Below are 22,264 nucleotides of genomic sequence, written 5' to 3' on the forward strand. Positions count from 1 at the left end.
TGACGGCAGGACTGCCAAATGATGGCCGCACCGTGAAAGACCGATGACAGACCAATGACAGCGCACGGCCCCCTACAGAAGCGCGTTCACCTGCTCGACGAACCGCAGCACGGATATGGGTTTGGACACATAGGCGTCGGCGCCCGCCCCCCGAATTCGATCCTCGTCGCCCTGTCCCGCATAAGCCGTCACCGCCATGATCGGAACCGCCGAAAGCCGCGCATCCGCCTTGAGCGAGAGGATCAGCTCATAACCGCTGACATGGGGCAGGTGAATGTCGGTGATGACCAGGTCCGGCAGGAATTCGCCCGCTTCGCGCAGCACGTCGCGCCCGTCGCGCAGCGGCAGGACGTCATGCCCATGCGCCCGCAGCAGATCGCAAAAAAGTTTGAGATTAAGTTCGTTGTCCTCGACAACGAGCACGCGCTTTGCCACCAGTCACTCGCCAATCATTGTGAAGCGCGCCGCGCCCGACCGCTTCCCCGCCAGAGGCCCATCATGCGTCCCGACAGCCCAAATCGCAAGCCGGATAGCAGTTCGCCAGACAGCCATGACCCCGCGATGCTGGCGCTGCTGGCGCTTGGCTGGACGCTGGCCGACGATGCGCGGGCCGACCGGTTGCTGGCGCTGACCGGAATGGACGCCGCCACGTTGCGGGCGGGCGTGGCGACCCGACGATCCTGGCGGCGGTGCTGGGCTTCCTGGCCGATCATGAGCCCGATTTGGTCGCCTGCGCCGCGGCGATCGACACCAGCCCCGCCGCCCTGATCGCGGCGCAGGAGAAACTGAACCGATGAGCCGCCCCCTGATCATCACCGACTGCGACGAAGTGCTGCTGCACATGGTGGTGCCGTTCCGCCAGTGGCTGGACGAGACGCATGACGTGCATTTCGACATGCACGACCGCAGCTTCGCCGAAGCGCTGCGCCACAAGGACAGCGGCGAGCCGCTGGAGCGCGAACTGGTGTGGCAGCTGCTGATCGGCTTCTTCGACACCGAAATGCATCGGCAGGCGCCGGTCGCGGGAGCCGTGGAGGCGCTGCTGCGCCTGTCGCGCATCGCCGACATCGAAGTGCTGACCAATATCGGCGAGCGCCACCACGGCCAGAGGGTCGAACAGCTGGCGTCCCACGGCCTGGCGCTGCCGGTCCACTGGAACCAGGGGGGCAAGGGCCGGCCGCTGGCCGCCATCGTCGCCGCGCGTCGGCCGAGCGTCACCCTGTTCATCGACGATCTGGCCGACCATCATCATTCGGTCGCAACTCATGCGCCGGACGTATGGCGGCTGCACATGGTGGGCGAGCCGGAAATCGCCGCCGGCGTCCCCGCCGCCCCTTATGCCCATGCGCGCATCGACGATTGGGCGAGCGCCGAGACATGGATCACGCAAAGGCTGGCGCAAGGGCCGGCCCCCACCGACAGCCTCATCACAGGAGCCACCGCATGAGCATCGACGCCCGCCTTTCCGAACTCGGCATCACCCTGCCCCAGCCGGCCGCGCCCGTCGCCGCCTATGTGCCCGCGGTCGAGGCCAATGGCCTGCTGCACATCAGCGGACAGATCGCCTTGGCCCCCGACGGGCTGATGACCGGTCGGCTGGGGGAGGACCGCGACCTCGACTATGGCGTCACCGCCGCGCGCATGTGCGGCCTCAACCTCATCGCCCAGATGAAGGCGGCGCTGGGCTCGCTCGACCGGGTCGAGCGGATCGTGAAGCTGGGCGCCTTCATCAGCAGCACGGCGAACTTCACCGACCAGCCCAAGGTCGCCAATGGCGCGTCGGAACTGATGGTCGATGTGTTCGGCGAAGCGGGCAAACATGCGCGCAGCGCCGTGGGCGTTCCCGTGCTGCCGCTGGGCGCAGTGGTGGAAATCGACGCGATCGTCCTTGTCCGCCCGGCCTGACGCGCACATCCTGGCCGTCCGGCCCTTCGCCCATCGCGGGTTGCACGGGCCGGGCGCGAGTGAAAATGGCATGGCGGCCTTCGACGCCGCCATTGCCGCCGGCCATGGCATCGAATGCGATGTGCGGGCGAGCCGCGACGGCGTCGCCTTCATCTTTCATGACGCCGACCTTCAGCGCATGACCGGGCATCCCGGCCTCATCGGGGAGCTGCCGGCCGCGGCGCTGGACCGGATGCGCCTGCCCGACGGCGGCGCGATCCCGCGCTTGTCGGCGCTGCTGGCGCGCTGCGAGGGGCGCGTGCCGATACTGGTGGAGATCAAGGCGCCGGGGCGGCGCGTCACGGGTCTGTGCGCGGCGGTGGCGCGCGACCTGGCCGGCTGGCCCGACGCGCCGATCGCGATCATGTCCTTCAACCCGCATGTGCTGCGCTATTTTGCCCGACAGCGAAAGCGACAGCTGCGCGGGCTGGTCGTCACACAGCAGGATAAGGGCGCCGTGCGCGGTCGGGTAGAACGCGCCCTTGCACTTTGGCTGGGGAGACCCGATTTTCTGGCTTGTGACATTCGCGACCTGCCATCGCCCTTTGCCGACCATGCCCGCCGCCGGGGATTGCCCGTGCTGAGCTGGACCGTGCGCAGCCCGGCCGACCATGCGCGGGCGGCGCGCCATGCCGACCAGATCATCTATGAGGACGGCTCATGACGGATGTCGTCGTGCGGGTCGCCAATGGCGTCGCGGACCTGCCCCGGGACGAATGGGACGCCTGCGCCGGGCTGGACAATCCCTTTGTCAGCTGGGATTTCCTGGCCGCGCTGGAGCGATCGGGCAGCGTCGGCGGCGCAACCGGATGGCAGCCGCTGCCGCTGGTCATCGACGATGGCAATGGGCGGATCGCCGCCGCCGCGCCGCTCTATGCCAAAAGCCATAGCCAGGGCGAATATGTGTTTGACCATGGCTGGGCCGACGCTTGGGAGCGAGCGGGCGGGCATTATTATCCCAAGATCCAGATCGCCGCGCCCTTTTCGCCCGTGCCGGGGCCGCGCCTGCTGCTGCGCGACGCCGCGCTGGCTCCGGCGCTGATCGCGGGCATCGAGACGCTGGTTGAGCGCAACCGCCTGTCATCGGCCCATGCGACTTTCATCGCGCCGGAACAGGTGCCGCTGTTCGAGGCGGCGGGCTGGCTGATCCGCGAGGATAGCCAGTTCCACTGGACCAATCGCGGCTATGGCGGGTTCGAGGATTTCCTGGCCGACCTGTCGAGCGAGAAGCGCAAGAATATTCGCAAGGAACGCAGGCGCGCGGTCGAGGGGCTGGAGATCGTCCACCTGAGCGGCGACCAGCTGACCGAAGCGCATTGGGACATTTTCTGGGATTTCTACCAGGATACCGGCGCGCGCAAATGGGGGCGGCCCTATCTGACCCGCGCCTTCTTCTCCATCCTGGGCGAGACGATGGCGGACCGGGTCTTGCTGATGCTCGCCCTGTGCGACGGGCGGCCGATCGCGGGCGCGCTCAATCTGGTCGGCGGCGACACGCTCTATGGCCGTTACTGGGGCTGCGTCGAGGACGTGCCCAATTTGCATTTCGAGCTTTGCTATTATCAGGCGATTGACGTCGCCATCGCGCGCGGGCTGCACAAGGTGGAGGCCGGCGCCCAGGGCGGGCACAAGCTGGCGCGCGGCTATGCGCCCGAGCCCACCTGGTCAGCCCATTATATCCCCAATGCAGGGTTCAGGCGCGCGATCGCCGGCTTCCTGGCGGCCGAACGAGAAGAGGTCCAGCGCGACCGGCAATGGCTGGCGCAGCGCACTCCATTCCGCAAGGGCGACTGATCAGGCGGCGCGCGCCTGGGTCGATGCGATAAGGGCGCGCGCCTGGCGCTGGGCCTCGGCAATTTCACGGGCGGTCATTTCTTCGGCGATCTCCGCGCGCATCGACTGGCCCTGCCGGCTGCCGCGCAGCGCGGCGAGGTTGAACCATTTATGCGCCTCGACCAAGTCGATCGGCAGCCCGCTGGTGCCGCAGCTGAAGGCGACGCCCAGATCGAAACAGTCGTCCGCCGACCCGCAGGCCGCCCGCGACAGGCGCGCCTCCATCAGAAATTGCGCGCTTTTGAAACTGTTGCCCATGAAAGTGATTCCCCCGTCATTCCGCTAAAGCAATTGATCGACCCTTTGTTTGTTCACGCGGGAGACCTTGGCCCATCACCGAATAAAAAATGGTTAACGGCATATTTACCATGATGGGCAGAGGGATGAAGGGCGAGGAGGCGGCCGGATTTGGGGTGGCGCAGGCTGCGCGGAGCCCCCATAGCCCCTGCATGACAGACAGTCCCGCTTCATCGCCGCCCCGCGACATCCATTTCCGCGAATTCGTGCTGCTGTGCGCGTGCCTGATGGCGATGAACGCCTTGTCGATTGACCCGATGCTGCCGGCCCTGCCCGACATCGGGCGTGATCTGTCCATCCCCCAGCCCAATGACCGGCAGCTGATCATCAGCGTCTATTTCATGGGGCTGGGGATCGGATCGCTGCTGTTCGGCGTGCTGTCCGACCGATTCGGGCGCAAGGCGGTGCTGGGCAGCGCGATGGCGCTGTTCGTCCTGTCCTCCATCGCCTGCGCCAGCGCACAGAGCTTCGCGATGATGCTGGTCGGTCGCGGCTGCGCCGGCTTCTTCGCGGGGGCGAGCCGGGTCATCACCGTCGGCATCATCCGCGACCGGTTTCGCGGCGACGCCATGGCGCGAGTCATGTCGCTGATCTTCGCCGTGTTCATGCTGATCCCGGTGATGGCGCCCAGTTTCGGGCAGGCGATCCTGTGGGTGGCGCCATGGCGCTGGATCTTCTGGGTGCTGGTCATCCTGTCCAGCATGATCCTGCTGTGGATGCTGGTGCGGCTGCCCGAAACGCTGGCGCCCGAAAACCGGATGCGGATCACCGCGCGCGGCCTGTTCGCCACGGTCGCCCTCATCCTGCGCACCCGCAGCTCGATCGGCTACATGCTGGCGAGCGGCGTCGTGATGAGCGGCCTCATCGGCTTCATCCTGTCGGTGCAGCAGATTTTCTTCGACGTGTTCGACGCGGCGGCGATCTTCCCGATCGGCTTTGCCACTATTGCCGGCTTCATGGGGATCGGCAGCCTGATCAACAGCCGCCTGGTCCAGCGCTTTGGCGCGCGACGGATGAGCCAGAGCGCGCTCATCGCCTTCTGCCTGATCGCCGCCGTCCATCTGGCGGTGATCCTGATGGGATGGGAGACGCTGGCCAGCTTCATGACGCTGCAGGCGCTGACCATGCTGACCGTGGCCTTCACCGCGTCCAATTTCAGCGCCATCTCGATGGAGCCGTTTCACAAGGGCGCGGGCGTCGCCTCCTCCTTCCAGGCCTTCCTGACGACGGCGGTGTCGGCGGCGCTCGGCAGCCTGGTGGGCCGCGCCTTCGACGGGACGACCCTGCCCTTCACCCTGGGGCTGCTGGTGTTCGGGACGCTGTCCTTCCTGATCGTCGTCTGGGCGGAACGAGGCAAGCTCTTCACCCGGCCCAATCTCGCCAAGCTGCGCGACGCGGACATGGACTTTCACTGAGGCGGCTGGTCCGCCTGCGCCGCTGAAACGAAAACGGGGCGGTCGCCCGCCCCGCTGGATCAGGCGTCCTGCCCGCCCGGCGTATGCGCGCCTGGCAGCGGCGGCACCGGCTGGGGCGGAATGCCCGCATCATCCTCCGCCACGTCGATGATGCCACGGCCGACATGGCTGCGGTTGCGGCTATAGGCGAAGTAGACGATCAGGCCCACGGTCGCCCACCCGACGAACATCAGCTTGGTTTCGCTGCCCAGGCTCCAGAACAGATACATGCAGCCGATGATCGCGATCGGCGCGGTGACCATGATGGCCGGCGTGCGGAAGGGCCGCTTGCGCGACGGATCGGTGCGGCGCAGCACCATGACAGCGATCGACACGGCGGCGAAGGCGAACAGCGTCCCCGAATTCGAAATGTCCGCCAGGATGCCCACCGGGAAGAAGGCGGCGAACAGAGCGACGAAGATTCCGGTCAGGATGGTGATGACATGCGGCGTCTTGTAGGTGGGATGCACCTTCGAGAAGAGGTCGGGCAACAGGCCGTCGCGGCTCATCACGAAGAAAATGCGGGTCTGGCCGAACATCATCATCAGGATGACCGAAGGCAGCGCCAGGCCGGCGGCGAGGCCGAGCAGGTTGCCGATCTGCGGCCAGCCGATCTCGCGCAGCGTCCAGGCCAGCGCTTCCTTTGAGCAGGTGACCGCTTCATTGCCCGCAGCGGCGAGCGCGGCGCATTGCTGCGACAATTCGGTGGAACCCGGCGCCAGCGCGATTCCGCCCTGCGCGATCGGGATGCCGCCGGCGGTCACGGGCTGCGCGCCCACGGTGCCGATGACGCCGGCTGCGACCAGCATGTAGAAGATGGTGCAGATGGCGAGCGAGCCGATCAGGCCGATCGGCATGTTGCGCTGGGGATTCTTGGTTTCCTCCGCGGCGGTCGAGACAGCGTCGAAGCCGACATAGGCGAAGAAGATGGATGCGGCCGCCGCCGAAATGCCCGAAAAGCCGAGCGGCGCGAACGGCTCGAAACCGTCCATGTTCATGACCGGCACCGACAGCACGATGAAGAGGGTGAGCGCCGCCATCTTGATCGCGACCAGGATCGCGTTGACGGTCGCGCTTTCCTTCGTGCCGATGACCAGCAGCCAAGTGACCAGCGCCGCGATCAGCATCGCGGGCAGGTTGACCACGCCGCCATCATAGGGACCCCGCGTCAGGAAATTGGGGATGTCCAAATGAAATGTATGTTCGATCAGGCCCACGACATAGCCGGACCAGCCCACCGACACGGCGCCTGCGGCCACCGCATATTCCAGGATCAGCGCCCAGCCGACCATCCAGGCGATGAGTTCCCCCATCACCGCATAGCTGTAGGTATAGGCCGATCCCGAAACCGGGACCATCGCCGCCATTTCGGCGTAGCAAAGCGCCGCCACGGCGCAGACGAAGCCGGCAATGACGAAGGAGAGCATCATGCCCGGCCCCGCCTTCTGCGCGGCTTCGGCCGTCAGCACGAAGATGCCCGTGCCGATAACCGCGCCGATGCCCAGCATGGTAAGCTGGAACGCCCCCAGCGATCGATGCAGTGATTTCTTTTCCGCCGTCGCCAATATGGCGTCCAGAGGCTTTACGCGCCCGAATATCATGAAGACCTCTATTCCCTTAGCCCGGCACGCCACCGGACGCACCCCTTTTGCTTATGGGGAGGGGAGACTATCGCCTAATCCGGCGGGCGCAAGTATGTTGCGCGGTCATGACATGAAAGGAACGACATGGTCGAACTGGTGAAGGCGCAGCTGCTGCGCGCGGTGCCGCACGGCTTTGCCGGACGGCGGGGCGGCGTTTCCACCGGCCTTTATGCGGGGCTGAACGTGGGACTGGGATCGGATGACGACCGCGCGGCCATCCTGCGCAACCGCGACCTGGCGCGCGATGCCGTGCTGCCGGGCGCACAACTGGTCACGGTGCGGCAAGTCCATTCGGCGCGCGCGGAAATCGTCACTGCGCCCTTCGCCGAAGATGAACGGCCGGAGGCGGATGCGCTGGTGACGGACCGCCCAGGCCTGCTGCTGGGCATATTGACCGCCGATTGCGTGCCGGTGCTGTTCGCCGACATCCAGGCGGGCGTGGTCGGCGCGGCGCATGCGGGGTGGAAGGGCGCGATCGGCGGCGTCACCGACGCCACGCTGGCGGCGATGGAGCGGATCGGCGCGGCGCGCGACCGCATCGTGGCGGCCATCGGGCCCTGCATCGGGCGCGCCTCCTATGAAGTGACGGAGGATTTCGCGCTTCGTTTCGAGGCTGGGGCTGGGGAGAATGGGCGGTATTTTTCGTCGGGTCGTGCGGGGCATCTGCAGTTCGACATTGGCGGCTATGTGGCGGCGCGCCTGGCGGCGGCGGGGGTGGCGCGGGTGGAGATGCTGGACGAGGACACCTATGCGCAGCCCGATCGCTTCTTCAGCTATCGCCGTTCCTGTCATCTGGGCGAGCCGGGCTATGGCCGGCAGATGTCGATGATCGGGGTGCCCGCGTGAGGGCGCAGAGTGGCGGGTGCGAAAGACGCGCCTGGTTGCTGAAGGTCGGTCTGTGTGGATAACTCGCCCGATGGGGACGACATATGTGCCGCAGCTCTTGAGGTTTTTCGCGTGGGGCGATGACGCTACGACGCCCAGTCCTTTGGGCTGTTGGCCTGTGGCTATGTGCTGCTTGGGGGATTTGGTTGCGGGAGCAGGATTTGAACCTGCGACCTTCAGGTTATGAGCCTGACGAGCTACCGGGCTGCTCCATCCCGCGCCGTGGTATATCCGGTCCTCAGTCGCCGGCGGATGCATCCATGTTTTTGGGCGCATCCTTGGGCTGTCCTCCCCGGCTGATGCCGGGTCCGGGCGGCCATTTGGCCTTGCGGGCCTTGCGGCCCGTTGGCGTTTTGCCCGGGAGGGGTGTGAATGGGTTTATTGTCAAAAGCGCGAGCTTCAATGCCTGGCGACGCCCTACTCTTCCGGGGCTTGAGCCACAGTACCATCGGCGCAGTCAGGTTTCACGGCCGAGTTCGGGATGGGATCGGGTGGGTCACTGACGCTATGGTCACCAAGCAATGGAGCTGGCGCTTTTGGGTTTAATCGATGCCCGTGCGGACTTTATCTTGATATCTGGCTGCTTTCACGACCGCCATCTGGCGACAGATCAGAGCTGTCGTTGATGGTGGGGCCCTTAAGCGCGAACAGAGCAATTAGGATCGGTTAGCTCCACGCATTACTGCGCTTCCACATCCGACCTATCAACGTGATGGTCTATCACGGCTCGATGAAATCTTATCTTGAGGGAGGCTTCCCGCTTAGATGCTTTCAGCGGTTATCCCGTCCATGCATAGCTACCCTGCTGCGCCCTTGGCAGGACGACAGGTACACCAGAGGCATGTTCAACCCGGTCCTCTCGTACTAGGGTCAACTCCTCTCAAATTTCGACGCCCACGGCAGATAGGGACCAAACTGTCTCGCGACGTTCTGAACCCAGCTCACGTACCACTTTAATTGGCGAACAGCCAAACCCTTGGGACCTGCTCCAGCCCCAGGATGTGATGAGCCGACATCGAGGTGCCAAACGATTCCGTCGATATGAGCTCTTGGGAATCATCAGCCTGTTATCCCCGGCGTACCTTTTATCCGTTGAGCGATGGCCCTTCCACGAGGGACCACCGGATCACTATGACCGACTTTCGTCTCTGCTCGACTTGTCAGTCTCGCAGTCAGGCGGGCTTATGCCATTGCACTCTAACAGACGGTTTCCAACCGTCCTGAGCCCACCATCGCGCGCCTCCGTTACTCTTTAGGAGGCGACCGCCCCAGTCAAACTACCCGCCACAGAGGGTCCCTGCACCGGATGACGGTGCGAGGTTAGACATCAGAAAACAACAGGGTGGTATTTCACCTATGGCTCCACGACAACTGGCGTCATCGCTTCAAAGCCTCCCACCTATGCTACACAGTTCTTTCCTAATGCCACTCTGAAGCTGCAGTAAAGGTGCACGGGGTCTTTCCGTCTAACCGCGGGTACTCCGCATCTTCACGGAGAATTCAATTTCGCTGAGCATATCCTGGAGACAGTGGGGAAGTCGTTACGCCATTCGTGCAGGTCGGAACTTACCCGACAAGGAATTTCGCTACCTTAGGACCGTTATAGTTACGGCCGCCGTTTACCTGGGCTTCAATTCAGAGCTTGCACTCCTCCTCTTAACCTTCAGGCACCGGGCAGGCGTCAGGCCCTATACGTCGTCTTGAAGCCGACTTAGCAGAGCCCTGTGTTTTTGCTAAACAGTCGCTACCCCCTGGCCTGTGCCCCCCACAAGTGCTTGCGCATATGTGGGGCCTCCTTCTTCCGAAGGTACGGAGGCAATTTGCCGAGTTCCTTCAGGATACTTCTCTCAAACGCCTTGGTATACTCTACCATTCCACCTGTGTCGGTTTAGGGTACGGTCTATACGGTGGGGCTATTTCCTGGGACAACTTCCCTGCCCGGACCAATCCAATAAGGCCGAACAAGTTACGCCATCCGTCACACACCACCAGGCCCACGAATATTAACGTGGTTCCCATCGACTACCCCCTTCGGGCTCGTCTTAGGGGCCGGCTTACCCTGCTCAGATTAGCTTTAAGCAGGAACCCTTGGAATTTCGGCGAGAGGGCATCTCACCCTCTTAATCGCTACTCATGTCTGCATTCGCACTTCCGATACCTCCACGGTCGGTTACCCTCCCGCTTCAACGGCCTACGGAACGCTCCGCTACCGCTCAGTCCAAAGGACTGAACCCTAAGCTTCGGTGCACGTCTTGAGCCCCGTTACATCTTCGCCGCAGGATCTCTTGTTTAGACCAGTGAGCTGTTACGCTTTCTTTAAAGGATGGCTGCTTCTAAGCCAACCTCCTGGTTGTTTTGGAAATCCCACATGCTTTCCCACTTAGACGTGACTTGGGGACCTTAGCTGTAGGTTAGGGCTGTTTCCCTTTTGACGACGGACCTTAGCACCCGCCGTCTGTCTGCCGGACTAGACTCGTTGGTATTCGGAGTTTGGTTAGAATTGGTAGATCTCGCGACCCCCGCATCCATCCAGTGCTCTACCCCCAACGGCAATCATCCGACGCTCTACCTCAATAGATTTCGCGGAGAACCAGCTATTTCCCGGCTTGATTGGCCTTTCACCCCTAAACACAACTCATCCGATAATTTTTCAACATTAAACGGTTCGGCCCTCCAGTGCGTGTTACCGCACCTTCAGCCTGGTCATGCCTAGATCGCCGGGTTTCGGGTCTAATGCATCGAACTCATGGTCGCCCTGTTCAGACTCGCTTTCGCTGCGCCTACACCTAACGGCTTAAGCTTGCTCGATACACTAAGTCACAGACCCATTATGCAAGAGGTACGCTGTCAGGCTTCAAGAGCCCTCCAACTGCTTGTAGGCATCCGGTTTCAGGTACTGTTTCACTCCCCTCATCGGGGTGCTTTTCACCTTTCCCTCACGGTACTGGTTCGCTATCGGTCATGTACGAGTATTTAGGCTTGGAGGGTGGTCCCCCCATGTTCAGACAGAGTTTCACGTGCTCCGCCCTACTCAAGTCCTGACACTTCATTTTCGCATACGGGGCTGTCACCCGCTATGGCCGAACTTTCCAGATCGTTCTGCTAATTAAGTGCCAGGCGCTGGCCTGGTCCGCGTTCGCTCGCCACTACTAACGGAATCTCGGTTGATGTCTTTTCCTCCGGGTACTGAGATGTTTCAGTTCTCCGGGTTCGCTTCACCAAAGCCTATTTTATTCAGCTTAGTGATACCTCTCCCATTTAACGCCCGACCAGCATCTCTGCTGGGCAGACCTTAAATGGTGAAGGTGGGTTGTCCCATTCGGAAATCGCGGGATCAAAGCTTGCTCACAGCTCCCCCACGCTTATCGCAGCGTGCCACGTCCTTCATCGCCTGTACATGCCAAGGCATTCACCAGATGCCCTTACCTCACGCTTGAGAGCCCACACCACCAACGACAACCCTGACGGATCGTCCCGGCATATGTGGTCATTAACTCAGCCAGATATATTTGTGATTACGAACACCTGCCAACCCCGAGGATCTCACAACCCTCTCGACCAACCGGCGCCGCACCACGGCATCGATTAAAAAACCCATTCACAATGTCAAAGAAGCCCACACAAGTGGGCCATATCGCCGGACAAGTCCGGCAAACCGCTACTCTTCATCTCTGGAAAATATGCCGCGCAGCCCTCGCTTGCGCTCGGGAATTTTGCGGGAAAATGTCCCCCGGACATTTTCTTGAACCGCAAAATTGGTGGAGCCTATCGGGATCGAACCGATGACCTGATGCTTGCAAAGCAACCGCTCTCCCAGCTGAGCTAAGGCCCCTCACCGTTACGTCGATGACATGCACCAACGAAGGCGAAGCCTTCGCAAGGCCGACCGGCCGCCGCCGCATATGCGGCGAAAAGCCAAGAACGCGGATGCGTTCGGCGGCGCCTGAGCACCCATCAAAGACTCCAGCCTGCGCAGCAGGCTGGTGGGCCGGGGAGGAGTTGAACCTCCGACCTCACGCTTATCAGGCGTGCGCTCTAACCACCTGAGCTACCGGCCCGGATTTGTTTGTTGGCCTCAAGCGCCGGCGCCGACATCTGTCGGCTTGGCTTTCCTCGCATAAGCTCGGACGCGCGTTCGCGCTTGCGAGCCCTGCGGGCTCGAGGCTCAACACCCAAAAGGGCACAGCTCAGGCCTGATCCTGTGGTTAAGGATCATTTCCAGTGATGAAGGGACATGAGGACGGCGGCTAATGTTCTGCGGAAATGACGAAGCTCTTTCAGCCTCAAGGGCTGACGCTTTCGTCACGATCCTTAGAAAGGAGGTGATCCAGCCGCAGGTTCCCCTACGGCTACCTTGTTACGACTTCACCCCAGTCGCTAAACCCACTGTGGTCGCCTGCCTCCTTGCGGTTAGCTCAACGCCTTCGAGTGAATCCAACTCCCATGGTGTGACGGGCGGTGTGTACAAGGCCTGGGAACGTATTCACCGCGGCATGCTGATCCGCGATTACTAGCGATTCCGCCTTCATGCTCTCGAGTTGCAGAGAACAATCCGAACTGAGACGACTTTTGGAGATTAGCTCCCCCTCGCGAGGTCGCTGCCCACTGTAGTCGCCATTGTAGCACGTGTGTAGCCCAACGCGTAAGGGCCATGAGGACTTGACGTCATCCCCACCTTCCTCCGGCTTATCACCGGCGGTTCCTTTAGAGTACCCAACTCAATGCTGGCAACTAAAGGCGAGGGTTGCGCTCGTTGCGGGACTTAACCCAACATCTCACGACACGAGCTGACGACAGCCATGCAGCACCTGTCACTCATCCAGCCGAACTGAAGAAATCCATCTCTGGAAATCGCGATGAGGATGTCAAACGTTGGTAAGGTTCTGCGCGTTGCTTCGAATTAAACCACATGCTCCACCGCTTGTGCAGGCCCCCGTCAATTCCTTTGAGTTTTAATCTTGCGACCGTACTCCCCAGGCGGATAACTTAATGCGTTAGCTGCGCCACCGAAACACCATGTGCCCCGGCAGCTAGTTATCATCGTTTACGGCGTGGACTACCAGGGTATCTAATCCTGTTTGCTCCCCACGCTTTCGCACCTCAGCGTCAATGCCGGTCCAGTGAGCCGCCTTCGCCACTGGTGTTCTTCCGAATATCTACGAATTTCACCTCTACACTCGGAATTCCACTCACCTCTCCCGGATTCAAGCAATCCAGTCTCAAAGGCAGTTCCGGGGTTGAGCCCCGGGCTTTCACCTCTGACTTAAATCGCCGCCTACGTGCGCTTTACGCCCAGTAATTCCGAACAACGCTAGCCCCCTCCGTATTACCGCGGCTGCTGGCACGGAGTTAGCCGGGGCTTATTCCCCAGATACTGTCATTATCATCTCTGGTAAAAGAGCTTTACAACCCTAAGGCCTTCATCACTCACGCGGCATTGCTGGATCAGGGTTGCCCCCATTGTCCAATATTCCCTACTGCTGCCTCCCGTAGGAGTCTGGGCCGTGTCTCAGTCCCAGTGTGGCTGATCATCCTCTCAGACCAGCTAAGGATCGTCGCCTTGGTAGGCCTTTACCCCACCAACTAGCTAATCCTACGCGGGCTCATCCCTGGGCGATAAATCTTTGGACTTACGTCATCATCCGGTATTAGCGTCAGTTTCCCGACGTTATTCCGAACCCAAGGGCAGATTCCCACGCGTTACGCACCCGTGCGCCACTAGACCCGAAGATCTCGTTCGACTTGCATGTATTAGGCATGCCGCCAGCGTTCGTTCTGAGCCAGGATCAAACTCTCAAGTTTGATGTCCGATTTCAGCCAGGAGGAATAATCCCAACCAAAACCGCTCATTCTCTAGGAGCCAATTCCTGCACATTACATATACTGTGGATATGTATTGAGACATATGAACTGGCTTAAGCTTTACGATACCCGACGCCCTAAAGCACGCCAGACACCGAGCCGCCGCCCACATGTCCCTTCATCTAAACTACAATGTCAAAGAACCGACACCCTTAGGAGACAGCTGACCTTCCTCGAAACTGCTTCCGAGGGAGAGTGTCCCGCAAATGTTGGCGACCGTCCGATCAGCGCCTCGTTCAAGGCGGCGTCCCGTCCGGTGAGGCGGCATATATGGGGGACTTTCCGAACCGTCAAACCCTTTTTGCAATTTTATTTCAGAAATTTTTGGGAGGTTCGCTGGTAGAGGCGGAAAGCCAGACGAGCAGGACCGGGGACGAAGGACAAGATGGGTTTGCAGGATGCCGATGCGCAGGACGCGGGCTTTGGCGCGCGGATCAGGAGCGCGATCTTCTGGCGATCGGGCAGCCAGATCCTGTCGCAGATCATGAGCTGGGTGGTGACGCTGGCCGTCATCCGCCTGCTCGATCCGGCGGACTATGGCCTGTTCGCCATGACCCAGGTGATCCTGAATTTCGCCACCTTCCTCAACGGCTATGGGCTGGTGAGCGCGCTGGTCCAGTCGGAAACGGTCGAGCCGCACCGGCTGCGCCAGGCCTTTGGCATCATGCTGCTGCTGAACGGGGCGCTGGCGCTGGCGCAGCTCGCCATCGCACCGCTCGCCGCCGACTATTATGACCAGCCGGTGGTCGCCGACCTGCTGCGGGTGCAGGCGCTGCTCTATCTCTCCACCCCCTTTATCTCGATTCCCGAGGCGATCATGGGCCGGGCGCTCGATTTCAAGCGCCCCGCGCTCGTCAACCTGATCGCCGCGGCGGCGTCGGCCGGGGTCGCGCTGACGGGCGCGCTGTCGGATTGGGGCGTATGGACGCTGGTCTGGGCGCCGATCGCGGGCTTCTGGGTCAAGGCGGCGGGCTATGTGCTCGCCACCGGCTTCCGGCCCATTCCCAGCTTCGATTTTCGCGGGACCGGCGCGATGGTCGCCTACGGCGCGTCGCTGCTGGGCGGGCAGCTGTTCTGGATCGTGCAGAGCCAGGCCGACATCTTCATCGGCGGGCGCGTGCTCGATCCCCATGCGCTGGGCCTCTACGCCGAAGCGCTGTTCCTGACGCAGATTTTCGTCAGCAAGTTCGTGCCGCCGCTCAATGACGTCGCCTTTCCCGCCTATGCGCGGATGCAGAAGGATCTGCGGCGCGTATCCTGGTCCTTCTGCAAGGCAGTGAAGCTGCTGCTGTTGCTGACCTGTCCCATTTACCTGGGCATGGCGGTGACGGCGGCGCCGCTGGTCGAGACCCTGTTCGGCCGCAAATGGCTTGCCATGGCGCCGTTCGTCACCATCCTGGCGCTGGCGATGCCGTTCATGACGCTGCAGGTGATGTTCGCCCCGGTCAGCAATGCGCTGGGGCGGCCGGGCACCACGGCGCGAGTCGCAGCGGTAGGCGCGGTGCTGATGCCCGCCGCCTTCCTGATCGGCATCCGCTTCGGCGCGATCGGTCTGGCCTGGGCGTGGCTGGCGGCCTTTCCGCTGCTGACGCTGGTGACCGCGCGACTCGCCGGCGCGCCGATGGGGTTGCGTTTGGCAGATCTGGCGCTGGCGGCGGCGCCCGGGCTTGGCTGTTCGGTGCTGATGGCCGCTGTCGTGATGGCGATCGACGGCCTTCTGCCCCCGCTGGCGGCGCCGCTGCGCCTCGCCATCCTGGTGCCGGCGGGCGGCATCGCCTTCCTGGCCGCCCTGCTGCTCTGCGCGCGCGCCACAATGAAGGAACTGGTCGCGCTGGTGATTCGCCGCAGGCCGCCGGTGCAGGCCGCGGCCTGACTCGCCCATGTCTGCGGCTGACGGGCGGGATCAGGCAGTCCGGATCAGGCGGTCTGGATATAATCGCGCATTGCCGCCGCTTCCGATTCGATGCTGTCGATACGGAATTTGACGAGATCGCCGATCGAGATCATGCCCGCCAGCACGCCATCGACCACCACGGGCAAGTGGCGGATGCGCCGCTTGGTCATCAGCGAGAGGCCGTGCATCACCGGCGTCCGGTCATCAATGGTGATGGCGGGCGCGGTCATCACCTCGCCCACGCTGTGATCGAGCGCCGAGGGTCCGTCCTGCGCGACGCGATAGACAAGGTCGCGCTCGGAGAAGATACCCACCACCTTGCCGTCCGCGACCACGGGAACGCAGCCGATTCGCTGCTCGGCGAGCAACCGGACGGCGGTGAGGACGCTGTCCGTAGGCTGCACCTGGATGACGTCGCTTCCCTTGCGCTGCAAAATCGCTGCAATGGTCATGGCCTGCTCTCCTAGCTTCGCCTGCACTGGCCGGTTCCTTGCTTCCGTCGCGCGTCCGGCGTTCGGCCATTATGCAGGGCTCAATGCGCATCCGGTGCTTGATGATCCCACGATCGCACCCCAAAGGAAAGGGATGACACGCAAGGACGCGCTCGATGACCCGCAGATTGCGGCGACCGCCTGGGCCCGGTTCCGCCGGATCATGGGATGGATGGCGATCGGCGGGCTCGGCTGTGTCGCGGCGGCGCTGCTGTTTCTCTATTGGTGGACGGGCGCGCTGCCGATCCACATGGCCATCGCCACCATATTGGGCGTATGGCTGACCTTCATGCTGGGGACCGGGCTGATGGCGCTCACCTTCCTGTCGAGCGGAACCGGGCATGACGAACAGGTGATGGACAGGCTGAAGGACGAGGTGCCGCTGGATGAGTAAGACAGGAAGCGACAGGGGCGAAGTGGTGCTGCGCGTGATGCCGCGCCTGGCGGACATCAACGCCAATGGCCATATCTTCGGCGGCTGGGTGCTGAGCCAGATGGACATAGCCGGAGGCATCGTCGCGCATCGGCTGGCGCAGGGGCCGGTCGCCACGGTGGCGATCGAGAGCATGAAGTTCATCACGCCGATCCTGCTGGGCGATATCGTGTCGGTCTATGCGCGCGAGGAGCGGCGCGGCCGCACGTCGATCGCGATCCGCATCGATGTCGTCGCCACCCGCGGGATCGCGCAGCAGCAGATCGAGTTGACCAGCGGGGTCTACACCTTCGTGGCGCTGGACGCCAATCATCGACCCAGGCCCCTGCCGCAAGACGAGCCATGACCAGAAAAAGGAGCGATGCGCCGGCATCGCCCCATTTTCACCAATTGTCAGAGCCAGCCTCCTGCAATCCAGAGACCGCAGGTCGACTGACCGGCGGCTCAGCTTCGCAAGGTCGCGCCGAGCTTGGCCGCGGCCTTCACCACCGCGGCGCTGATCGTTTCCAGCTCTTCCTGCGAAAAGCTCTTCTCGCCGGGCTGCAGCGTGACTTCGATGGCGAGCGACTTGTGCCCGTCCTCGACACCCGGCCCCACGAAAACATCGAACAGGCGCGCGTCGACGATCACCTTCTTGTCCGCGCCCCGCACCGCGCGGACCAGCGCGTCGGCTTCGACCGCATCGGGCACCAGGAAGGCGAAATCGCGCTTCACCGTCTGCAGTGCGGGCGGCGCATAAGGCGCGCGCAATGCGCCGCTCTTGCGCCTGGCCGGAATGGCGTCGAGGAAGATCTCGCCCGCCACCACGGCTCCGGTCAGGCCGAACTGCCGCGCCAAATTGGGGTGCAGCACGCCATATTCGGCGAGCACTGCCTTGGGGCCCAGCCGCAACGTGCCGGACTGGCCGGGATGATAGGCGCCCGACGCGTCGCCCAAGCTCTGGAGGTTGCCGACCGGCGCGCCCGCAGCCGCCAGCAGCGCGATCACCTCGGCCTTGGCGTCGAAGGCGTCGAACGGCTGCGCCTTGCCGGTTCGCCAGCCGCGCGCGACCTTCTCGCCCGCCAGCACGAAGCCGACCGTCGCCCGCTCGCCCTGCTTGAAATAGCGCCGGCCCAGTTCAAACAGGCGCACCGACGTCGCGCTGCGATCGACATTGCGCTTCGTCGCGGACAGGAGGCCCGGCAGCAGCGAGGGCCGCATCACTTTCAGATCCTCGGAAATCGGGTTGGCCAGCGTCCAGTCGCCGCCGCCCACGGCCGCGGCCTCCTTTTCCGAGAGGAAGGACCAGTTGATCGCTTCCGCCAGCCCGCGCGCGGCGGCGGTGCGGCGTACGCGGCGCTCGACCAGCTGTTCGGGCGTCGCGGTCGGGCGAGCGACGCCCGGCGCGCGCGGCAGCGGGGTGGAGGGCACATGGTCGAGCCCGACGATGCGCACCACTTCCTCGACAATGTCGGGCCAGCCATCGACGTCCCGGCGCCAGCTGGGCACGGTGACGGTCCAGTGGCCCGGCACGCTGACCGGCATGCCATCCTGATATTCGACGCTGTGCGCGTCGCCCGCCACGCCAAAGCCCAGGCTTTCGAGGATGCGCTTCTGCTGATCGGCGGGCACCTCCACCCCGGCCAGCGCCAGGCACTGGTCGGGGGCATAGGCCACCGTCCGCAGCGTCGCGGGCGGGGTGCCGGCGCGCGTCGCTTCGCTCGGGCTGCCGCCGCACAGCCGCACCACCAGGTCGGTCGCGATCGACAGGCCATCGTCCAGGAAGGCGGGATCGACGCCGCGCTCGAACCGGCTGCGCGCGTCGGACGTGAGCGCCAGCGCCTGGCCGGTGACGGCAATCCGCTCGGGCGTGAAATAGGCGCATTCGATCAGCACGTCCCTCGTGCCGTCCTGCGCGCCCGAATGTTCGCCGCCCATGATGCCGCCAATATCGTGCACGGCTTGCTCGTCGGCGATGACGGTCATGTTTTCATCGACAGTATAGGTCTTGCCGTTGAGCGCCAGAACCTGCTCGCCGCTGCGGCCCTTGCGCGCGACCAGGCCGCCCTTCAGCGTCGCCAAGTCATAGACGTGCAGCGGCCGGCCCAGGTCGATCATGATGTAGTTGGTGATGTCGACCAATGCGCTGATCGGCTTCTGGCCGATCGCCTTGAGCCGCCGGCTCATCCAGTCGGGCGACGCGCCATTGGTGACGCCGCGCACGGTGCGCGCGAAGAAGGCGGGGCAGCCGTCGCTGTCCTCGATGCGCACGTCCGGCCCCGGCCCGACGCCCGCGATCGTCGGCACGATGATGGCGTTGAGCGTGCCCAGGCCCGCCGCCGCCAAGTCGCGTGCAATGCCGCGCACGCCCATGCAATCCTGCCGGTTGGGCGTCACCGACACGTCGATGACCGGATCGTCAAGGCCAGCCCAGTCGGCATACACGCGGCCGACCGGCGCATCGGGGCTGAGTTCGATGATCCCGTCATGATCGTCGCCCAGTTCCAGCTCGCGCGTCGAACACATCATGCCGTTGGATTCGACGCCGCGGATCGCGGTCTTCTTCAGCACCATGCCGTTGGACGGCACCACTGCGCCCTCGACCCCGAACACGCCGACCAGCCCGGCGCGGGCATTGGGCGCGCCGCAGACGACCTGCAGCGGCTGTCCGTCGCCATGATCGATGGTCAGCACCTGCAGCTTGTCGGCCTGCGGATGCTTGTCGGCGGTCAGCACCTTCGCGATTCGGAACCCGGCGAGTTTCTCGGCCGGATTTTCGACGCCCTCGACCTCCAGGCCGATGGCGTTCAGCGTCTTGAGGATCGTCGGCAGATCCGCATCGGTGTCGAGATGCGTCTTGAGCCAGCTCAGCGTGAACTTCATGCGCCCACTCCCCCGCTCAGCGTCGGCACGTCCAGGGCCGAAAAGCCATAATGTTTCAGCCAGCGCAGGTCGCCGTCGAAGAAAGCGCGCAAGTCGTTCATCCCATATTTCAGCATGGCGAGGCGGTCGACGCCGGTGCCGAAGGCGAAGCCCTGCCATTCATCGGGATCAAGGCCGCACGCTTCGATCACGCGGCGGTTGACCATGCCGCTGCCCAGCACTTCCAGCCAGCCGCCGCCGGCCGCATCGCCATCACCGCCGATGATGCGCTGGCCGTTGACCAGCGTATAGCCGACATCGACCTCGACCGAAGGCTCGGTGAAGGGGAAGTAGCTGGGGCGCAGCCGCAGCACGATGTCCTCGCGCTCGAAAAAGGCCTTGAGGAAGGTTTCCAGCGTCCATTTGAGGTGCCCGAGCGTGATGCCCTTGTCGATCACCAGCCCCTCGATCTGGTGGAACATCGGCGTGTGCGTCGCGTCGCTGTCGCTGCGATAGACGCGGCCCGGCGCGATGATGCGGATCGGCGGCGCCTGGGTCATCATCGTGCGAATCTGCACCGGCGACGTGTGGGTGCGCAGCAGCATCTTCTTGCGCCCGGCCTGGTCCGGCCCTTCTGCCGCAGGCGCCGCTTCGTCCGATCCCGTCTCGTCGGGGAAATAGAAGGTGTCGTGCATGGCGCGCGCCGGGTGCGTTTCGGGAATGTTGAGCGCGGTGAAATTGTGCCAGTCGTCCTCGATCTCCGGCCCGGTGGCGACAGAGAAGCCGAGGTCGGCGAATATCTCCGCCAGCTCGTCCATCACCTGGCTGACCGGATGGACGCTGCCCTGCGGTCCCCCGTCGGCGGGCAGGGTCATGTCGACCTTTTCCGAAGCCAGCCGGGCGTCGAGCGCCGCCTGCTCGAGCTGCGCCTTCCGGTCGGCCAGCGCCGCGGTCACGCTTTCGCGCAAATCCTGGATCGGCGGCCCCTTCTCCAGCCGCTCTTCGGGCGACATGGGGCCCAGCGTCTTGAGCAGGCCGGTGATGACCCCGCTCTTGCCCATCGCCCCGACGCGCAGCGCCTCCAGCGCGTCGAGCGTGTCGGCAGCCTCGATATCGGCGATCAGGCCGGCTTTCAGTGCGCTAATGTCGGTCATTCGTCTTCCAAAGCCCGTTGTCGCGGAACCATGGGCGCGCCTTAGCGGGGCATGTCGCGCAAGGAAAGGCCCGGACCCGCATGTTCGGCAACGTTCAGGGGTTGGGTCCGGTGAACCACGCTAAGCATGTTATCGTCCGGCTCATTTCCTGGAATTTGCGCTTGTGTATAGCCCCGCGACAAGCTGTAAGCGCGTGACCCCCTGGGGTTCGCCATGAGTCAAGTGCATCGCTCCGACGTCTCTCCTTCGCTTTTTCCGGCGCGAGTTCCACCTTCAGCTGTTGCAGGGAATATCAAGTCATGAAGATCGCGGTTTTTGGCCTGGGATATGTGGGCCTGTCCAATGCTGTCCTGCTGGCCCAGCATAATGAGGTGGTGGCGGTCGACATAACCGCGGAGCGAGTGAACCTGCTCAACGCGCGCAAATCTCCGATCATCGATGCTGAATTGCAGGCGTTTCTCGCGACGCGTCCGCTCGATCTGAAAGCCACGCAGGAGCCAAGCGAGGCCCTGATCGGCGCGGATTATGTCATCGTCGCGACGCCGACCGACTATGACGTCAACAACAACAAGTTCGACACCTCGTCGGTTGAGGCGGTGATACAGACTGCGCAGGCGATCAATCCTGATGCGACAATCGTGATCAAGTCGACCATTCCCGTCGGCTTTGTGAACGATGTTCGTCAGCGACTCGGCACGACCAACGTTATTTTCAGCCCCGAGTTTCTCCGCGAGGGGAAGGCGCTCCACGACAATCTTCACCCGTCGCGGATCATCGTCGGCGAACGTTCCGAACGTGCACGCATTTTCGCCGACCTGCTCGTGCAGGGCGCGGTCAAGAAGGACGTCGAAGTCCTCTTCACTGACCCCAGCGAAGCCGAGGCGATCAAGCTCTTCGCCAACACCTACCTGGCGATGCGGGTGGCCTTCTTCAATGAACTGGACAGCTATGCCATCGCCCATGGCATGGACTCGCGTCAGATCATCGTCGGCGTCGGATTGGATCCGCGGATCGGAGCGCATTACAATAATCCTAGCTTCGGCTATGGCGGTTATTGCCTGCCGAAGGATACAAAGCAGCTTCTGGCCAATTATTCGGAAGTGCCGCAGAATCTGATCCGCGCGATCGTGGACGCCAATCGGACGCGCAAGGATTTTCTTGCTGATCAGATCATCGCCAAAAGTCCCCGCACGGTGGGAGTTTTTCGCCTGGTGATGAAGTCCGGGTCCGACAATTTCCGGCAGTCGTCCATCCAAGGCATCATGAAGCGGATCAAGGCCAAGGGCATTGAAGTCGTCATCTATGAACCCGCGATGCAGGAAGAGGAATTTTTCAGCTCCAAGGTCATTCGCGATCTGGACAGCTTCAAGCAGCAATGCGACGTCATCATCGCCAATCGCATGACGCCCGAAATGGAAGATGTTGCGGACAAGATTTTCACGCGCGACTTGTTCGGTTCCGATTGACCCAAGCGCAGCCTCATCCCGGGTGCGCACGCCGGCGCGCATCTAGGACGAGACCGCGCCCAGCACC

Annotated in this window: 16 protein-coding genes, 3 tRNA genes, 3 rRNA genes and 1 pseudogene; 11 read left to right on the top strand and 12 right to left on the bottom strand. The window is 63.1% G+C overall.

All coding sequences use genetic code 11. The features are described 5' to 3' along the window. Positions 1–72 precede the first annotated feature (72 nt). Positions 73–435, bottom strand: coding sequence for a response regulator (locus tag ACGGKE_RS10880; RefSeq protein ID WP_228165029.1), 363 nt, complete (start codon positions 433–435; stop codon positions 73–75). A 63-nt stretch (positions 436–498) separates the two neighbouring features. Between ACGGKE_RS10880 and ACGGKE_RS10885 the strand changes: the two are divergent. The 5 genes and pseudogenes from ACGGKE_RS10885 (at position 499) to ACGGKE_RS10905 (ending at position 3,738) form a co-directional block, all read left to right on the top strand. Then, a pseudogene (locus ACGGKE_RS10885) lies at positions 499–797 on the top strand (DUF3572 family protein). Beyond that, entirely contained in the window at positions 794–1,447 is a 654-nt protein-coding gene (locus ACGGKE_RS10890; RefSeq protein WP_394437756.1) for an HAD family hydrolase, read from the top strand. The pseudogene ACGGKE_RS10885 and the gene ACGGKE_RS10890 overlap by 4 nt, the downstream one beginning before the upstream one ends. Next, on the top strand, positions 1,444–1,905 hold the full coding sequence (locus tag ACGGKE_RS10895) for a RidA family protein (protein WP_394437758.1): 462 nt from the start codon (positions 1,444–1,446) through the stop codon (positions 1,903–1,905). The genes ACGGKE_RS10890 and ACGGKE_RS10895 overlap by 4 nt, the downstream gene beginning before the upstream one ends. After that, positions 1,889–2,608 (top strand): glycerophosphodiester phosphodiesterase family protein, encoded by a 720-nt coding sequence (locus ACGGKE_RS10900; protein WP_394437760.1) that lies wholly within the window; start codon positions 1,889–1,891, stop codon positions 2,606–2,608. The genes ACGGKE_RS10895 and ACGGKE_RS10900 overlap by 17 nt, the downstream gene beginning before the upstream one ends. After that, positions 2,605–3,738, top strand: coding sequence for a GNAT family N-acetyltransferase (locus ACGGKE_RS10905; protein WP_394437762.1), 1,134 nt, complete (start codon positions 2,605–2,607; stop codon positions 3,736–3,738). The genes ACGGKE_RS10900 and ACGGKE_RS10905 overlap by 4 nt, the downstream gene beginning before the upstream one ends. On the opposite strand, the gene ACGGKE_RS10910 is transcribed toward ACGGKE_RS10905, so the two are convergent. After that, entirely contained in the window at positions 3,739–4,035 is a 297-nt protein-coding gene (locus tag ACGGKE_RS10910) for a hypothetical protein (protein ID WP_228165035.1), read from the bottom strand. A gap of 191 nt (positions 4,036–4,226) precedes the next feature. On the opposite strand from ACGGKE_RS10910, the gene ACGGKE_RS10915 reads away from it, so the two are divergent. Beyond that, complete coding sequence (locus ACGGKE_RS10915; RefSeq protein WP_394437765.1) at positions 4,227–5,489, top strand: multidrug effflux MFS transporter; 1,263 nt, start codon at positions 4,227–4,229, stop codon at positions 5,487–5,489. A 59-nt stretch (positions 5,490–5,548) separates the two neighbouring features. Here the strand turns inward: ACGGKE_RS10915 and ACGGKE_RS10920 are convergent, their stop codons facing one another. Beyond that, positions 5,549–7,129 carry an amino acid permease gene (locus ACGGKE_RS10920; RefSeq protein WP_394437767.1) on the bottom strand — a complete coding sequence of 527 codons (1,581 nt, stop codon included), beginning with the start codon at positions 7,127–7,129 and terminating at the stop codon, positions 5,549–5,551. 126 nt (positions 7,130–7,255) lie between these two features. On the opposite strand from ACGGKE_RS10920, the gene pgeF reads away from it, so the two are divergent. Beyond that, positions 7,256–8,017 (top strand): peptidoglycan editing factor PgeF, encoded by a 762-nt coding sequence (gene pgeF, locus ACGGKE_RS10925; RefSeq protein ID WP_394437769.1) that lies wholly within the window; start codon positions 7,256–7,258, stop codon positions 8,015–8,017. A gap of 182 nt (positions 8,018–8,199) precedes the next feature. Here the strand turns inward: pgeF and ACGGKE_RS10930 are convergent. The 6 genes from ACGGKE_RS10930 to ACGGKE_RS10955 form a co-directional block, all read right to left on the bottom strand. Beyond that, positions 8,200–8,276, bottom strand: a tRNA-Met gene (locus ACGGKE_RS10930). A 184-nt stretch (positions 8,277–8,460) separates the two neighbouring features. Then, positions 8,461–8,575 (bottom strand): 5S ribosomal RNA (gene rrf, locus ACGGKE_RS10935). 118 nt (positions 8,576–8,693) lie between these two features. After that, positions 8,694–11,491 (bottom strand): 23S ribosomal RNA (locus tag ACGGKE_RS10940). 321 nt (positions 11,492–11,812) lie between these two features. Further along, a tRNA-Ala gene (locus ACGGKE_RS10945) sits at positions 11,813–11,888 on the bottom strand. Between the two features lie 149 nt (positions 11,889–12,037). Next, positions 12,038–12,114 (bottom strand) — tRNA-Ile (locus ACGGKE_RS10950). A gap of 257 nt (positions 12,115–12,371) precedes the next feature. Then, positions 12,372–13,858: ribosomal RNA gene (locus ACGGKE_RS10955) — 16S ribosomal RNA — on the bottom strand. Together the 16S, 23S and 5S rRNA genes with 3 tRNA genes alongside form the textbook arrangement of a ribosomal RNA operon. A gap of 445 nt (positions 13,859–14,303) precedes the next feature. Between ACGGKE_RS10955 and ACGGKE_RS10960 the strand changes: the two genes are divergently transcribed. Further along, positions 14,304–15,791 carry a lipopolysaccharide biosynthesis protein gene (locus ACGGKE_RS10960; protein ID WP_394437771.1) on the top strand — a complete coding sequence of 496 codons (1,488 nt, stop codon included), beginning with the start codon at positions 14,304–14,306 and terminating at the stop codon, positions 15,789–15,791. Between the two features lie 44 nt (positions 15,792–15,835). On the opposite strand, the gene ACGGKE_RS10965 is transcribed toward ACGGKE_RS10960, so the two are convergent. Beyond that, complete coding sequence (locus tag ACGGKE_RS10965) at positions 15,836–16,264, bottom strand: CBS domain-containing protein (RefSeq protein ID WP_394437773.1); 429 nt, start codon at positions 16,262–16,264, stop codon at positions 15,836–15,838. Between the two features lie 133 nt (positions 16,265–16,397). Between ACGGKE_RS10965 and ACGGKE_RS10970 the strand changes: the two genes are divergently transcribed. After that, a complete protein-coding gene (locus ACGGKE_RS10970; RefSeq protein ID WP_394437775.1) occupies positions 16,398–16,697 on the top strand; it encodes a hypothetical protein in 300 nt (99 codons plus the stop codon). After that, positions 16,690–17,082, top strand: a complete 393-nt coding sequence (locus ACGGKE_RS10975) for an acyl-CoA thioesterase (RefSeq protein WP_394437777.1) — start codon at positions 16,690–16,692, stop codon at positions 17,080–17,082. The genes ACGGKE_RS10970 and ACGGKE_RS10975 overlap by 8 nt, the downstream gene beginning before the upstream one ends. 98 nt (positions 17,083–17,180) lie before the next feature. Here ACGGKE_RS10975 and pheT read toward each other — a convergent pair whose 3' ends face one another. After that, on the bottom strand, positions 17,181–19,598 hold the full coding sequence (gene pheT, locus ACGGKE_RS10980) for a phenylalanine--tRNA ligase subunit beta (RefSeq protein ID WP_394437779.1): 2,418 nt from the start codon (positions 19,596–19,598) through the stop codon (positions 17,181–17,183). Continuing rightward, positions 19,595–20,731 (bottom strand): phenylalanine--tRNA ligase subunit alpha, encoded by a 1,137-nt coding sequence (pheS, locus tag ACGGKE_RS10985; protein WP_394437781.1) that lies wholly within the window; start codon positions 20,729–20,731, stop codon positions 19,595–19,597. The genes pheT and pheS overlap by 4 nt, the downstream gene beginning before the upstream one ends. Before the next feature lie 299 nt (positions 20,732–21,030). Between pheS and ACGGKE_RS10990 the strand changes: the two genes are divergently transcribed. Then, on the top strand, positions 21,031–22,197 hold the full coding sequence (locus ACGGKE_RS10990; RefSeq protein WP_394437784.1) for a nucleotide sugar dehydrogenase: 1,167 nt from the start codon (positions 21,031–21,033) through the stop codon (positions 22,195–22,197). Positions 22,198–22,264 lie beyond the last annotated feature (67 nt).

It is taken from the genome of Sphingobium naphthae (genome assembly GCF_043589935.1).
Lineage (GTDB): Bacteria > Pseudomonadota > Alphaproteobacteria > Sphingomonadales > Sphingomonadaceae > Sphingobium > Sphingobium naphthae_A.

Coding starts and splice junctions, on each gene's coding strand:
- ACGGKE_RS10890 (WP_394437756.1), top strand. CDS start 794: ATGAGCCGCCCCCTGATCATCACCGACTGCGACGAAGTGCTGCTGCAC.
- ACGGKE_RS10895 (WP_394437758.1), top strand. CDS start 1,444: ATGAGCATCGACGCCCGCCTTTCCGAACTCGGCATCACCCTGCCCCAG.
- ACGGKE_RS10905 (WP_394437762.1), top strand. CDS start 2,605: ATGACGGATGTCGTCGTGCGGGTCGCCAATGGCGTCGCGGACCTGCCC.
- ACGGKE_RS10910 (WP_228165035.1), bottom strand. CDS start 4,035: ATGGGCAACAGTTTCAAAAGCGCGCAATTTCTGATGGAGGCGCGCCTG.
- ACGGKE_RS10915 (WP_394437765.1), top strand. CDS start 4,227: ATGACAGACAGTCCCGCTTCATCGCCGCCCCGCGACATCCATTTCCGC.
- ACGGKE_RS10920 (WP_394437767.1), bottom strand. CDS start 7,129: ATGATATTCGGGCGCGTAAAGCCTCTGGACGCCATATTGGCGACGGCG.
- pgeF (WP_394437769.1), top strand. CDS start 7,256: ATGGTCGAACTGGTGAAGGCGCAGCTGCTGCGCGCGGTGCCGCACGGC.
- ACGGKE_RS10960 (WP_394437771.1), top strand. CDS start 14,304: ATGGGTTTGCAGGATGCCGATGCGCAGGACGCGGGCTTTGGCGCGCGG.
- ACGGKE_RS10965 (WP_394437773.1), bottom strand. CDS start 16,264: ATGACCATTGCAGCGATTTTGCAGCGCAAGGGAAGCGACGTCATCCAG.
- ACGGKE_RS10970 (WP_394437775.1), top strand. CDS start 16,398: ATGACACGCAAGGACGCGCTCGATGACCCGCAGATTGCGGCGACCGCC.
- ACGGKE_RS10975 (WP_394437777.1), top strand. CDS start 16,690: ATGAGTAAGACAGGAAGCGACAGGGGCGAAGTGGTGCTGCGCGTGATG.
- pheT (WP_394437779.1), bottom strand. CDS start 19,598: ATGAAGTTCACGCTGAGCTGGCTCAAGACGCATCTCGACACCGATGCG.
- pheS (WP_394437781.1), bottom strand. CDS start 20,731: ATGACCGACATTAGCGCACTGAAAGCCGGCCTGATCGCCGATATCGAG.
- ACGGKE_RS10990 (WP_394437784.1), top strand. CDS start 21,031: ATGAAGATCGCGGTTTTTGGCCTGGGATATGTGGGCCTGTCCAATGCT.